Raw genomic sequence first — 11,806 nt, forward strand, 5'->3', positions numbered from 1 at the left:
ATGCGTACTACGGGCTCTATCTGCTCGCGATGGGCCGCGGCCGTTCGCGCACGCCGCAGCGCCTGCGCGAACTGCTGCTCGAGGCGGGCTTTGCGCGCGCCAGCCTGCTGCCCACCCGGCTGCCGCTGCAGACCCGGGTGATGCTGGCCCGCGGCCGGCGCGGCTGATTCATCAGCCGCAACCCCGAATTCATTCCTTACCACTCCGGCCCGATGAAGTCATTTTTTCTTGACACCCCTTGCTGTACGGCTAAGATGACACTCAGACAAGATCGGCGGCGTGTCACCAGACCGTCTGCCCGGCCTGCCGGCGCCACACCAGCGCACCCGGCCAGCCGCATAAACCAGGGAGGAAACCGGTGAACACCATGGCTGTCGTGCTCGAGCAGCCCGGGCACATCCGCTTCGGCCAGATCGGCATCACGCCGCCGGCCGAGACCGATGTCGTGGTCGACATCGAGTTCAGCGGCATCAGCACCGGCACCGAGAAACTCCTCTGGAGCGGCAGCATGCCGTTCTTCCCCGGCATGGGCTATCCGCTGGTGCCCGGCTATGAATCCGTGGGCCGCGTGCGCCAGGCCGGCGCCGCCTCGGGCCTGCGCGAAGGCCAGACCGTGTTCGTGCCCGGCGCACGCTGCTTCGGCGAGATCCGCGGGCTGTTCGGCGGCGCCGCCTCCCGCGTGGTGGTCCCTGGCGACCGGGTGGTGCCGATCAGCGACCAGCTCGGCGAGCGCAGCGTGCTGCTCGCGCTGGCCGCCACCGCCTACCACGCGGTCGCAGGCAGCGCACCGCACGGCCCGCATCAGCCGCCCGAACTCATCGTCGGTCATGGCGTGCTCGGTCGCCTGCTGGCGCGCCTCACCGTGCTCTCCGGCGCGCCCGCCCCGGTGGTCTGGGAGCGCAACCCGCAGCGCGCCGCCGGCGCGATCGGCTATCCGGTGATCCGTCCCGAGGACGATGACCGGCGCAACTACCGCGTCATCTACGACGTGAGCGGCGACGCCTCGCTGCTCGACTCCCTGGTGGCGCGCACCGCGCCGGGCGGCGAGATCGTGCTCGCCGGCTTCTACACCCAGCCGATCGCCTTTGCCTTCGCTCCGGCCTTCATGCGCGAGACCCATCTGCGCGTGGCCGCCGAGTGGAAGCGCGCCGACCTGCTCGCCGTCAAGTGGCTGATCGAAAGCGGCCAGCTCTCGCTTGACGGACTGCTCACCCACCTGGAGCCCGCCAGCCGGGCGGCTCATGCCTACCCCGTGGCGTTCGATGACCCGGCATGTCTGAAGATGGTTCTCGACTGGAGGCAAAGCGCATGACCCCGACCGGCCCGTCCACCGCCACCGTGCAGTTCATCCAGAAGGAGCGGCTGCGCGCCGAGGCGGCGATCGAACCCGACCCGGTGAGCACCGCCCCGGCCACCAAGGAAACCCAGATCATCGCGATCTACGGCAAGGGTGGCATCGGCAAGAGCTTCACCCTGGCCAACCTCTCCTACATGATGGCCCAGCAGGGCAAGAAGGTCCTGCTGATCGGCTGCGACCCCAAGAGCGACACCACCTCGCTGCTGTTCGGCGGCCGCGCCTGTCCCACCATCATCGAGACCTCCTCGCGCAAGAAGCTCGCCGGCGAGGCAGTGTCCATCGGCGATGTCTGCTTCAAGCGCGACGGCGTGTTCGCCATGGAGCTCGGCGGGCCCGAGGTCGGCCGCGGCTGCGGCGGGCGCGGCATCATCCACGGCTTCGAAACCCTCGAGAAGCTCGGCTTCCACGACTGGGGCTTCGACTACGTCCTGCTCGACTTCCTCGGCGATGTGGTCTGCGGCGGCTTCGGCCTGCCCATCGCCCGCGACATGTGCCAGAAGGTGATCGTGGTCGGCAGCAACGACCTGCAGTCGCTGTATGTGGCCAACAATGTCTGCTCGGCGGTGGAGTACTTCCGCAAGCTCGGCGGCAATGTCGGCGTGGCCGGCATGGTCATCAACAAGGACGACGGCACCGGCGAGGCCGCGGCCTTTGCCCGCGAGGCCGGCATCCCGGTGCTCGCGGCCATCCCGGCCCACGAGGACATCCGGCGCAAGAGCGCGAGCTACGAGATCATCGGCCGGCCCGGCACGCAGTGGGCGCCGCTGTTCGAGACGCTCGCGGTCAATGTCGCCGAGGCCCCCCCGGTGCGGCCTGCGCCGCTCTCCCAGGACCGCCTGCTCGGCCTGTTCTCGGGTGCGGCGGTCGGCCGCGATGTGGTGCTCGAGCCGGCCACTCAGGCCGACATGACCGGCAGCACCCAGACCGTGCGCCCGTCCCTCGAAGTCGTCTACGACGCCGCCTGAGACCATGGCCATGGACAGCCCCGCTCAGGCTCCCGTCCCCAATCCGCAGGCCCTCGAGGGCGACGGGCTGGGCTGCCATTCCGGCGCCCAGGCGCTGCGCGAGGCCGCCGCCTCGGCCGGCAAGAGCGACACCCTGGCGCGCTACGCCGCCGACTACCCCAAGGGCCCGCACGACCAGCCGCAGAGCATGTGCCCGGCCTTCGGCTCGCTGCGCGTGGGTCTGCGCATGCGACGCACCCAGACCATCCTCTCGGGCTCGGCCTGCTGCGTCTACGGCCTCACCTTCACCTCGCACTTCTACGGCGCGCGGCGCAGCGTGGGCTATGTGCCCTTCAACTCCGAGACCCTGGTCACCGGCAAGCTCTTCGAGGACATCCGCGAGGCGGTGCACGCCCAGGCCGACCCGGCGCAGTTCGACGCCATCGTCATCATCAACCTGTGCGTGCCCACCGCCAGCGGCGTGCCGCTGCAGCTGCTGCCGCGCGAGATCAACGGCGTGCGCATCATCGGTATCGATGTGCCCGGCTTCGGGGTGCCCACGCACGCCGAGGCCAAGGATGTGCTTGCCGGGGCGATGCTGAAGTTCGCGCGTGGCGAGGTTGCAGCCGGCCCGGTGCAGGCGCCCCGCGCCGGCCGTGCGCAAAAGCCCACGGTGGCGCTGATCGGCGAGGTCTTCCCCGCCGACCCGGTGGGCATCGGCATGATGCTCGAGCCGCTCGGCCTGGCCGCCGGCCCGGTGGTGCCCACCCGAGAGTGGCGCGAACTCTATGCCGCGCTCGACTGCAGCGTGGCCGCGGCACTGCATCCCTTCTACACCGCCAGCGTGCGCGAATTCGAGGCCGCCGGACGGCCGGTGGTCGGGTCCGCGCCGGTCGGCCATGACGGCACCGAGGCCTGGCTGCAGGCCGTGGGCAGCGCCGCCGGCGTGGCCCAGGCCCGCATCGATGACGCCAAGAACCGATTCCTGCCGGCCATCCGTGCAGCGCTGCAGCGCACGCCCATCCAGGGCCGCATCACGCTGAGCGGCTACGAGGGCAGCGAGCTGCTGGTGGCGCGGCTGCTCGTCGAGAGCGGCGCCGACCTGCGCTATGTCGGCAGCGCCTGCCCGGGCACGCCCTGGTCGCAGGCCGACCGCGAGTGGCTCGAGTCGCGCGGCGTGCTGGTGCGCTTTCGCGCCTCGCTCGAAGACGATCTCGCCGCCATGCGCGAGTTCAAGCCCGACCTCGCGGTGGGCACCACGCCGGTGGTGCAGGCCGCCAAGCAGGCGGGCATCCCGGCGCTCTACTTCACCAACCTGATCTCGGCCCGGCCGCTGATGGGTCCGGCCGGTGCTGGCTCGCTCGCCACGGTGATCAACACCGCGATCGCCAACAAGGCCCGCTTCGATGACATGAAGGCCTTCTTCGGCGATGTCGGTCACGGTCATGCCTCGGGGGTCTGGGAAGGCGTGCCGCAGGACCGGCCCGAGTTCCGCGAGCACACCCGTCGCCAGGTGATCAAGCTCCAGAAGAAGCTCAAGTCCGAGGAGATGATCTGATGCTGGTCCTCGACCACGACCGGGCAGGCGGCTACTGGGGCGCGGTGTATGTCTTCACCGCGATCAAGGGGTTGCAGGTGGTCATCGACGGCCCGGTGGGCTGCGAGAACCTGCCGGTCACCTCGGTGCTCCACTACAGCGACGCGCTGCCGCCGCACGAGCTGCCGATCGTGGTCACCGGCCTGGCCGAGGAACAGCTCGGCCGCGAGGGCACCGAGGGCGCCATGAAGCGTGCCCACAGCGTGCTCGACCCCGACCTGCCCGCGGTGGTGGTCACCGGCTCCATCGCCGAGATGATCGGTGGCGGCGTCACGCCCGAGGGCACCAACCTCAAGCGATTCCTGCCGCGCACCATCGACGAAGACCAGTGGCAGTGCGCCAACCGCGCCATGTTCTGGCTGTGGTCGGAGTACGGCATGCGCAAGGTGCCGGCACGCAAGCCGCGCGCCCCCGGCGAGAAGCCGCGCGTCAACCTGATCGGCCCGAGCTACGGCGTTTTCAACGCGCCGAGCGATCTCGCCGAGATCCGCCGCCTGGTGCAGGGCATCGGGGCCGAGATCAACATGGTGTTCCCGCTCGGCAGCCACCTCGCCGATGTCTCGCGCCTGGTCGAGGCCGACGCCAACATCTGCCTGTACCGCGAGTTCGGCCAGATGCTGTGCGAGGCGCTCGACCGCCCCTGGCTGCAGGCGCCGGTGGGCCTGCACAGCACCACCCGTTTCCTGCGCAAGCTCGGCGAACTGCTCGATCTCGACCCCGAGCCCTTCATCGAGCGCGAGAAGCACACCACCATCAAGCCGCTCTGGGATCTCTGGCGCTCGGTCACCCAGGACTTCTTCGGCACCGCCAGCTTCGCGGTGGTGGCCAACGACACCTACGCCCGGGGCATACGCCGCTTCCTCGAAGACGAGATGGGCCTGCCCTGCCGCTTCGCGGTGGCGCGCAAGCCCGGCGAGAAGACCGATAACGCCACGGTGCGCCAGCTGGTGCAGGAACAGACCCCGCTGGTGCTGTTCGGCAGCTACAACGAGCGCATGTACCTCGCCGAGTGCGGCGGGCGCGCGGCCTATATCCCGGCTTCGTTTCCGGGCGCGATCATCCGCCGCCACACCGGCACGCCCTTCATGGGCTACGCCGGCGCCACCTACCTGGTGCAGGAGGTGTGCAACGCGCTGTTCGACGCGCTTTTCCACATCCTGCCGCTGGCCACCGACATGGACCGCATCGAGGCCACGCCCAGTCGGGCGAGCGGCACCGGCTCCATGCCCTGGGATCCGGCCGCGCACCGTCTGCTCGAGCAGCTGCTCGAGTCCGAACCGGTGCTGGTGCGCATCTCGGCAGCCAAGCGCATGCGCGATGCCGCCGAGCACGACGCGCGCGCCGCCGGCCTCGAGCAGGTGCAGGAAGAGCAGCTTTCAAGGTTGTTTGGTCGACCCCGGATGGGGAGCCCCGCGTGACAGGCGGAGCCCTCCCCCAGGGTCGGTCGGGCATGCGTCGGGGTTCTCCCGGCGTCTGGGTGCCGGCGCGGGAACGCGCAGGCGTTATGGGCCGCGCCGGTCGGCAAGGCCGTTGCCGCGAGGCAATTCAACGAGGACTTCGACTATGGCTGACAAGGTGAATCCGTCCGGATTGACGGACGCGGAGTGTCAGGAATTCCACAAGTACTACATCCAGGGCTACCTGCTCTGGGCGGCTGGCGCGTTCTTCGCGCACAGCCTGGTGTGGATCTGGCGCCCCTGGTTCTGAGATAGACCCCAACCCAAGGAGGCAGTCATGGCACTGAAATCCGTTGACCAGCCGATGGCGATCGGCAAGCCCCTCGACGGGCTACACCTGATCTTCTTCGCGCTGTTCGCCGTGTTCCTGGTGCTCGCTGTTGTCGGGCAACTGCTGAATTGGAACTGGCGTACCTGGCTCCCCGGAGCCGAAGGGGCGCAATCGACCTGGAGCGGCGTGAAGTCTGCCGTCTACACGGTCATCTCCCATCTGAGCTAGCGAAAGGACACCAACATGTGGCGTTACTGGCGAATCGTCGACCCACGCAAGGCGATCATCCTCACCGGACTGCTGATCGCTTTCGTCTCGACGAGCATCCATCTGATCCAGATCAGCGGCGATCGTTACAACATCAACAGCTGGCACCCCGACACGGCCAAGGCCGCGGCTGCGAAGGCTTCGCAGAACGCGCCGACGCCCCCGGGCAAGGAGCGGCCGCGCGGCGTCTGACGCCGCGCGGGCGGGCGGATCAGGGCTGCGGCCCCCGCCCGCCTTCCGCGACAACGCCGGAACGCGATCGGCCGCCACGCAGCGCACAGCAACTGGAGAACCCGACATGGCCATGCTGAGCTTCGAGAGAAAGTACCGAGTTCGAGGGGGAACCCTCGTCGGCGGAGACCTGTTCGATTTCTGGATCGGACCGTTCTACGTCGGCTTTTTCGGTGTCACCACCGCGTTCTTCACGCTGGTGGGCACCGCCATGATTCTCTGGGGCGCGGCCATGGGCCCGACCTGGAACCTCTGGCAGATCAGCATCGCGCCGCCCGATCTCAAGTACGGGTTGAACCTCGCGCCGATGATGGAGGGCGGCCTGTGGCAGATCATCACGGTCTGTGCGCTGGGGGCCTTCTGCTCGTGGGCGCTTCGCGAGGTGGAGATCTGTCGCAAGCTCGGCATGGGGCTGCATGTGCCCGTCGCCTTCAGCTTCGCGATCCTCGGCTATGTGACGCTGCAGGTGATCCGCCCGGTGCTGATGGGCGCGTGGGGACATGCCTTCCCCTACGGCATCTACAGCCACCTCGACTGGGTGAGCAACGTCGCCTACCAGTACCTGCACTTCCACTACAACCCGTGGCACTGCATCGCGGCGAGCCTGTTCTTCGCGACCACCCTGGCGCTGTCCATGCACGGCGGCCTGGTGCTGTCGTCCACCAACCCCAAGAAGGGCGAGGTGGTGAAGACCCCGGAGCATGAAGACACCTTCTTCCGCGACTTCATCGGCTATTCGGTCGGCACCCTGGGCATCCACCGCCTGGGCCTCTTCCTGGCGCTGGCGGCGGGCTTCTTCAGCGCCCTGTGCATCGTGGTGAGCGGACCTTTCTGGACACGCAGCTGGCCCGAGTGGTGGGGCTGGTGGCTCAACATGCCGATCTGGCGCTAGCCGCTCAGGAGGAAGTCATGGCGGAATATCAGAACCTCTTCACAGCTGTGCAGCCGGTGGGTCCGCTGCACGACGGCGTCGCGCTGCCGCGCGGCGACTGGCAGCGCACCGGCAAGCCCTTCCTGTGGCACCTGCTGGGCCGCATCGGCAATGCGCAGATCGGGCCGGTGTATCTCGGCGGTCTGGGCGTGGCCTCGCTGGTCTTCGGCACGCTGGCCTTCAACATCATCGGCTTCAACATGCTGGCGGCGGTCGACTTCAGCCCCATCCAGTTGCTGCGCCAGATCTTCTGGCTGGCCCTGGAGCCGCCCGCACCGGCCTACGGCCTGAGCATCCCGCCGCTGGCGCAGGGCGGCTGGTGGATCATCACCGGCTTCCTGCTCACGGTCTCGATGATGCTCTGGTGGGTGCGCACCTACCGGCGAGCGCGGCAGCTCGGCATGGGCACGCACGTGGCCTGGGCCTTTGCGGCGGCGATCTGGCTGTACCTGGTCTGCGGCTTCTTCCGGCCCCTGCTGATGGGCAACTGGTCTGAGGCGGTGCCCTTCGGGATCTTCCCGCACCTCGACTGGGTCTCGGCGCTGTCACTGCGGCACGGCAACCTGTTCTACAACCCGTTCCACGCGCTGTCGATCGTGTTCCTGTACGGCTCGGTGCTGCTGTTCGCCATGCACGGCGCGACCATCCTCGCGGTGGGCCGCTACGGTGGCGAGCGCGAGATCGAGCAGATCGTCGATCGCGGCACGGCCTCGGAACGCGCGGCGCTGTTCTGGCGCTGGACCATGGGCTTCAACGCCACCATGGAATCCATCCACCGCTGGGCCTGGTGGTTCGCGGTGCTGTGCCCGCTCACCGGCGGCATCGGCATCCTGCTGACCGGCACTGTCGTGGACAACTGGTACCTGTGGGCGATGAAACATCACGTGGTGCCGTCCTACCCCGCCGTCTATCCGCTGAGCGTCGACCCTGCCCTGCTGGGAGTCAAACCATGAGCGCGTTCGCCAAATCGATCCGGCTGCTCGCCCTGCCGCTGGCAGCCCTGCTGCTGGCCGGCTGTGAGCGCCCGCCGGTTGTCTCGGTCCAGACCGGTTATCGCGGCACGGGCATGGAGCAGGTCTACAACCCGCGCACCCTCGCCACGCAGGCCAGCCTGAATGCCGCACCGGCCCCGCAGCCGGCCGCGGCGTCCGACGGGCCCAAGGCGAAGGAGATCTACCAGAATGTGCAGGTGCTCGGCGACCTCAGCGTGGCCGAGTTCACCCGTCACATGACGTCGATCACGCAGTGGGTGGCGCCCACGCAGGGCTGCGGCTACTGCCACAACCTGCAGAACCTGGCCGACGACAGCAAGTACACCAAGGTGGTCGCCCGACGCATGATCCAGATGACCCAGCATGTGAACGCCGACTGGAAGAAGCATGTCGGCGACACCGGGGTCACCTGCTATACCTGCCACCGGGGCAACCCGGTGCCGGCGCAGGTCTGGTTCGCGCCGAAGGATCGCCGCCACGAGAACTCGCTGATGGGTGACCTCGCCGGGCAGAACATCGCCGCGCCGAGCGTGGCGCTGAGCTCGCTTCCCTTCGATCCCTTCACGCCGTACCTGAAGGACGACAAGCCCATCCGGGTGAATGGCGATCAGGCCCTGCGATACACCGGCGCAGCGTTCAACCGCAACACCACCAAGCAGGCGGAGCACACCTACGCGCTGATGGTGCACATGTCCGAGTCGCTGGGCGTGAACTGCACCTACTGCCACAACACGCGCAGCTTCCAGTCCTGGAGCGAGGCGCCGCCGCAGCGGGTCACCGCGTGGCACGGCATCCGCATGGCCCGTGACCTCAACAACGCCTACATGGAGCCGCTCACCAAGACCTTCCCGGCTGAACGGCTGGGGCCGAAGGGTGACGTCGCCAAGGTGGCCTGCGGCACCTGCCACCAGGGCGCCTACAAGCCCCTGTATGGCGCGAAGATGGCCAAGGACCATCCCGAGCTGCTGGCGGTGTCTGGTGCGGCAGCAGCGGCCGCGCCGGCCACGGCTGATGCCGCGGCGGCCCCGGCGGCTCCAGCAGCCAGCGATGCGGCACCCGGCGCCGCGCCGGCTGCCGCACCTGCCGCGCCCGCGGCAGACGCCAAGAAGTAAGCAGGCCTCGCCCTTCCCGGGGCGGGCGCGCCGGCGCGTCGATACCGAGTGATCGACCCGCCGGTCAGCCTCACCCCACCGGGCAACACGCCCGCCGATCGCGACACTGCGGCCGGCGGGCGTGGTCCTGATGGGGCACCGCGTTTCGACCAGGCCGTTCCGCGCGGCGGCTACCTCTGGTGGTACTTCGATGCCCTGAGTGACGACGGCCGCCACGGCCTGACCGTGATCGCCTTCGTGGGCAGCGTGTTCTCGCCCTACTACGCGCTCGGACGGGCCATCGGCCGCGATAACCCCGAAGACTACTGCGCGCTCAATGTCGCGCTCTATGGCGAGGGCGGCAAGCGCTGGTCGATGACCGAGCGCGGACACCGCCACAGCCAGCGCTCGCGCGAATCGTTTCACATCGGCCCGAGCAGCCTGTCATGGGACGGACGCTGCCTCACCGTGGACATCCACGAGCGCTGCATGCCCATCCCCTTCCCGCTGCGCGGCCGCATCCGCCTCTGGCCGGAAGGGCTGTGCCGCTTCGTCGCGGACCTCGATGCGCCCGGTCGTCACCGCTGGGGGCCGATCGCGCCCTGTGCGCGGGTGGAGGTCGCGCTCGAGCAACCCTCGCTGCGCTGGGCGGGCCATGCCTACATGGACGCCAATGACGGCGCCGAACCGGTGGAGCGGGCCTTCGCCGACTGGGACTGGTCCCGCGCCGGCATGGCCAACGGCGACACCACCGTCATCTACGATGTGCGCCCGCTGGGTGGCGGCGAGCGCGTGATCGCGCAGCGCTTCCGGCCCGATGGCAGCCACGCGCCCTTCGAGGTACCGCCACGGCATCGGCTGCCCCGATCGCTGTGGCGGATCAGCCGCCAGGCGAGAGGCGATGCTGCAGCCCCGCCCGTGCTGATCGACACGCTCGAGGACACGCCCTTCTATGTGCGCTCGACCATCCGATCCTCGCTGCTGGGCGAATCGGTGGTGTCGATCCACGAGACCCTGGATGTGCCGCGCGTGGTCTCGCTGCCGGTGCGGCTGATGCTGCCCTGGCGGATGCCGCGACGGCCCTGACCGCCGTCCGCGAGGCTAGCTCCGGTCGTCTTCCGTTCCTTCGCGGGCCCGCGCCAGCGCTCGCTCGTGCTCGCGCGGCCCGAAGGACGAGGCGAGCGCGCCGTGGCTCTGAAGACCTTCCAGGTAGATGCGCTCGAGCTCCGGTGCGGCGCGACGCAGCTCGCGCTCGGCGCCGCGCAGGTGCAGCAGCGGACGCAGCCAGTGCAGAAGCCGCACCCAGCCAGGCACCCATACACGGTCGGCGCGGACCTCGAGGGCGTCGGCGATGCGCCGGCCGGCCTCCTCGGCGCTCATCTGCGCGCGCAGCATCGGCGGGGCGGCATCGCGCAGGCGCTGGAAGCCGGGATGCATCTCGCCCTCCTCGACCAGCGGCGTGCGCACCCAGGAGGCATGCATGACGCCCACGCCCACACCGTGCGCGGCCAGCTCGATGCGCCAGGCATTGCACATCGCCTCCACCGCGGCCTTGGAGGCCGCGTAGGCCGACATCATCGGCGGGTGGGCAAAGCTGGCGGCCGAGGCCGAGGCGAGCAGGTAGCCGCGCTGCGCGCGCACCGGCGGCAGCGCCGCGCGCAGGGTGTTGAACACGCCGATGACATTGACATCGATACAGCGCCGCCAGGCCTGCGGATCGGTGTGCGAGAGCGGCCCGAAGGATGCGATGCCGGCATTGGCCCAGGCGGCGTCCAGCCGGCCATGGCGTTCGAGCGCAGCGGCCACGGCGGCCTCGCAGTCGGCCATCTCGCAGACATCGCCGACCACGGCCATGGCCTGCGGGCCGATGGCCTTGGCTGCGGCCCGGGCGAGGCCCGCATCGACATCCATCAGCACCGGGAAGGCGCCGCGGCGTGCGAACTCGCGTGCGCCGGCCGCGCCGATGCCCGCGCCGGCACCCGTCACCAGGATCACCTGGCCGCGCAGCCCGGCGCCGGCCGCGCTCATGCCGCCTTGGTGACCATGAAGTAGAGGATCGGCAGCGGCAGGATGGTGGCCCCGGCGCCCCAGATCTGCCACTGGCGCGAGAGCCTGAGGTACTGCGGCGTGATCACATCGTTCTGGCGCAGCAGCTGGCGCTGCTTGAGCTGGATGGGCATGAGCACAAACAGCCAGATCAGGCCCGAGAGCCCGAAGAGCAGGTAGGACCAGCGGATCCAGGGATGCTGCGCCTCGCCGCCCCAGCGGTCGGCCATCAGGTAGCCGGTGATCACCACGCCGAGCGAGCCGGTGAGCGTGAAGAGCACATCGGTGATCAGCACCATGCGGTTGCTGAACTGGATGATGGTGTGATTGCGGGTGCGCTCGGCGAGCGCCGCCCAGGTGCCGCTCACGATCACATTGCCCAGGAACAGGCAGGCGCTGAGCACATGAATGATCTTGAGCGTGGCGCTCACGGCGGGTTCTCCGGACCGGCGGCCGACTGCGCCCGCTCGCGAGCCGCCGCCTGCTCCCGCTCGCGCTCGGTCTGCCGCCGGGCGCGGGCCAGGTCCGAGAACTGCCACCAGGCAAAGCCCACCCCGGCGGCCAGCACCACCAGCACCTCGACCAGCTTGAGCAGGGGCACCGACTCGCTCATGGCGGCTGC

Annotated in this window: 14 protein-coding genes; 11 read left to right on the plus strand and 3 right to left on the minus strand. The window is 69.3% G+C overall.

Annotation, left to right across the window (positions count from 1 at the left end):
• Positions 1 to 367: 367 nt before the first annotated feature.
• The 11 genes from bchC (at position 368) to AC2H6A_RS02100 (ending at position 10,224) form a co-directional block, all read left to right on the plus strand.
• The gene (gene bchC, locus AC2H6A_RS02050) at positions 368 to 1,312 is read left to right on the plus strand and encodes a chlorophyll synthesis pathway protein BchC (protein WP_484271505.1); all 945 of its coding nucleotides are present in this window, start codon (positions 368 to 370) and stop codon (positions 1,310 to 1,312) included.
• A complete protein-coding gene (locus AC2H6A_RS02055; RefSeq protein WP_484271465.1) occupies positions 1,309 to 2,322 on the plus strand; it encodes a chlorophyllide a reductase iron protein subunit X in 1,014 nt (337 codons plus the stop codon). The genes bchC and AC2H6A_RS02055 overlap by 4 nt, the downstream gene beginning before the upstream one ends.
• Before the next feature lie 10 nt (positions 2,323 to 2,332).
• Positions 2,333 to 3,859: a chlorophyllide a reductase subunit Y gene (gene bchY / locus AC2H6A_RS02060; protein WP_484271466.1), complete on the plus strand. Its 1,527-nt coding sequence runs from the start codon at positions 2,333 to 2,335 to the stop codon at positions 3,857 to 3,859.
• Entirely contained in the window at positions 3,859 to 5,316 is a 1,458-nt protein-coding gene (gene bchZ, locus AC2H6A_RS02065; RefSeq protein WP_484271467.1) for a chlorophyllide a reductase subunit Z, read from the plus strand. The genes bchY and bchZ overlap by 1 nt, the downstream gene beginning before the upstream one ends.
• Positions 5,317 to 5,461: 145 nt before the next feature.
• Positions 5,462 to 5,605 (plus strand): light-harvesting antenna LH1, beta subunit, encoded by a 144-nt coding sequence (pufB, locus tag AC2H6A_RS02070; RefSeq protein ID WP_484271468.1) that lies wholly within the window; start codon positions 5,462 to 5,464, stop codon positions 5,603 to 5,605.
• Between the two features lie 27 nt (positions 5,606 to 5,632).
• Positions 5,633 to 5,854 (plus strand): hypothetical protein, encoded by a 222-nt coding sequence (locus tag AC2H6A_RS02075; RefSeq protein ID WP_484271469.1) that lies wholly within the window; start codon positions 5,633 to 5,635, stop codon positions 5,852 to 5,854.
• 15 nt (positions 5,855 to 5,869) lie between these two features.
• Entirely contained in the window at positions 5,870 to 6,085 is a 216-nt protein-coding gene (locus AC2H6A_RS02080) for a light-harvesting antenna LH1, alpha subunit (protein WP_484271470.1), read from the plus strand.
• A gap of 106 nt (positions 6,086 to 6,191) precedes the next feature.
• Complete coding sequence (gene pufL, locus AC2H6A_RS02085) at positions 6,192 to 7,016, plus strand: photosynthetic reaction center subunit L (RefSeq protein ID WP_484271471.1); 825 nt, start codon at positions 6,192 to 6,194, stop codon at positions 7,014 to 7,016.
• A 17-nt stretch (positions 7,017 to 7,033) separates the two neighbouring features.
• Complete coding sequence (pufM, locus tag AC2H6A_RS02090; protein ID WP_484271472.1) at positions 7,034 to 8,008, plus strand: photosynthetic reaction center subunit M; 975 nt, start codon at positions 7,034 to 7,036, stop codon at positions 8,006 to 8,008.
• Positions 8,005 to 9,159, plus strand: a complete 1,155-nt coding sequence (pufC, locus tag AC2H6A_RS02095; RefSeq protein WP_484271473.1) for a photosynthetic reaction center cytochrome PufC — start codon at positions 8,005 to 8,007, stop codon at positions 9,157 to 9,159. The genes pufM and pufC overlap by 4 nt, the downstream gene beginning before the upstream one ends.
• A 48-nt stretch (positions 9,160 to 9,207) precedes the next feature.
• On the plus strand, positions 9,208 to 10,224 hold the full coding sequence (locus AC2H6A_RS02100) for a carotenoid 1,2-hydratase (RefSeq protein ID WP_484271474.1): 1,017 nt from the start codon (positions 9,208 to 9,210) through the stop codon (positions 10,222 to 10,224).
• Between the two features lie 15 nt (positions 10,225 to 10,239).
• On the opposite strand, the gene AC2H6A_RS02105 is transcribed toward AC2H6A_RS02100, so the two are convergent.
• Genes AC2H6A_RS02105 through AC2H6A_RS02115 form a run of 3 tightly spaced genes read right to left on the minus strand, consistent with a single transcriptional unit; the run spans position 10,240 to position 11,797 of the window.
• Positions 10,240 to 11,166 (minus strand): short-chain dehydrogenase/reductase, encoded by a 927-nt coding sequence (locus AC2H6A_RS02105; RefSeq protein ID WP_484271475.1) that lies wholly within the window; start codon positions 11,164 to 11,166, stop codon positions 10,240 to 10,242.
• The gene (locus AC2H6A_RS02110) at positions 11,163 to 11,615 is read right to left on the minus strand and encodes a DUF2269 family protein (protein ID WP_484271476.1); all 453 of its coding nucleotides are present in this window, start codon (positions 11,613 to 11,615) and stop codon (positions 11,163 to 11,165) included. Before AC2H6A_RS02110 ends, AC2H6A_RS02105 begins: the two co-directional genes overlap by 4 nt.
• Complete coding sequence (locus AC2H6A_RS02115) at positions 11,612 to 11,797, minus strand: hypothetical protein (RefSeq protein ID WP_484271477.1); 186 nt, start codon at positions 11,795 to 11,797, stop codon at positions 11,612 to 11,614. The genes AC2H6A_RS02110 and AC2H6A_RS02115 overlap by 4 nt, the downstream gene beginning before the upstream one ends.
• Positions 11,798 to 11,806: the final 9 nt, after the last annotated feature.

Source organism: Quisquiliibacterium sp. (assembly GCF_982640115.1).

Coding starts and splice junctions, on each gene's coding strand:
- bchC (WP_484271505.1), top strand. CDS start 368: ATGGCTGTCGTGCTCGAGCAGCCCGGGCACATCCGCTTCGGCCAGATC.
- pufC (WP_484271473.1), top strand. CDS start 8,005: ATGAGCGCGTTCGCCAAATCGATCCGGCTGCTCGCCCTGCCGCTGGCA.
- bchZ (WP_484271467.1), top strand. CDS start 3,859: ATGCTGGTCCTCGACCACGACCGGGCAGGCGGCTACTGGGGCGCGGTG.
- pufB (WP_484271468.1), top strand. CDS start 5,462: ATGGCTGACAAGGTGAATCCGTCCGGATTGACGGACGCGGAGTGTCAG.
- AC2H6A_RS02115 (WP_484271477.1), bottom strand. CDS start 11,797: ATGAGCGAGTCGGTGCCCCTGCTCAAGCTGGTCGAGGTGCTGGTGGTG.
- pufL (WP_484271471.1), top strand. CDS start 6,192: ATGGCCATGCTGAGCTTCGAGAGAAAGTACCGAGTTCGAGGGGGAACC.
- AC2H6A_RS02055 (WP_484271465.1), top strand. CDS start 1,309: ATGACCCCGACCGGCCCGTCCACCGCCACCGTGCAGTTCATCCAGAAG.
- AC2H6A_RS02075 (WP_484271469.1), top strand. CDS start 5,633: ATGGCACTGAAATCCGTTGACCAGCCGATGGCGATCGGCAAGCCCCTC.
- AC2H6A_RS02105 (WP_484271475.1), bottom strand. CDS start 11,166: ATGAGCGCGGCCGGCGCCGGGCTGCGCGGCCAGGTGATCCTGGTGACG.
- bchY (WP_484271466.1), top strand. CDS start 2,333: ATGGACAGCCCCGCTCAGGCTCCCGTCCCCAATCCGCAGGCCCTCGAG.
- pufM (WP_484271472.1), top strand. CDS start 7,034: ATGGCGGAATATCAGAACCTCTTCACAGCTGTGCAGCCGGTGGGTCCG.
- AC2H6A_RS02080 (WP_484271470.1), top strand. CDS start 5,870: ATGTGGCGTTACTGGCGAATCGTCGACCCACGCAAGGCGATCATCCTC.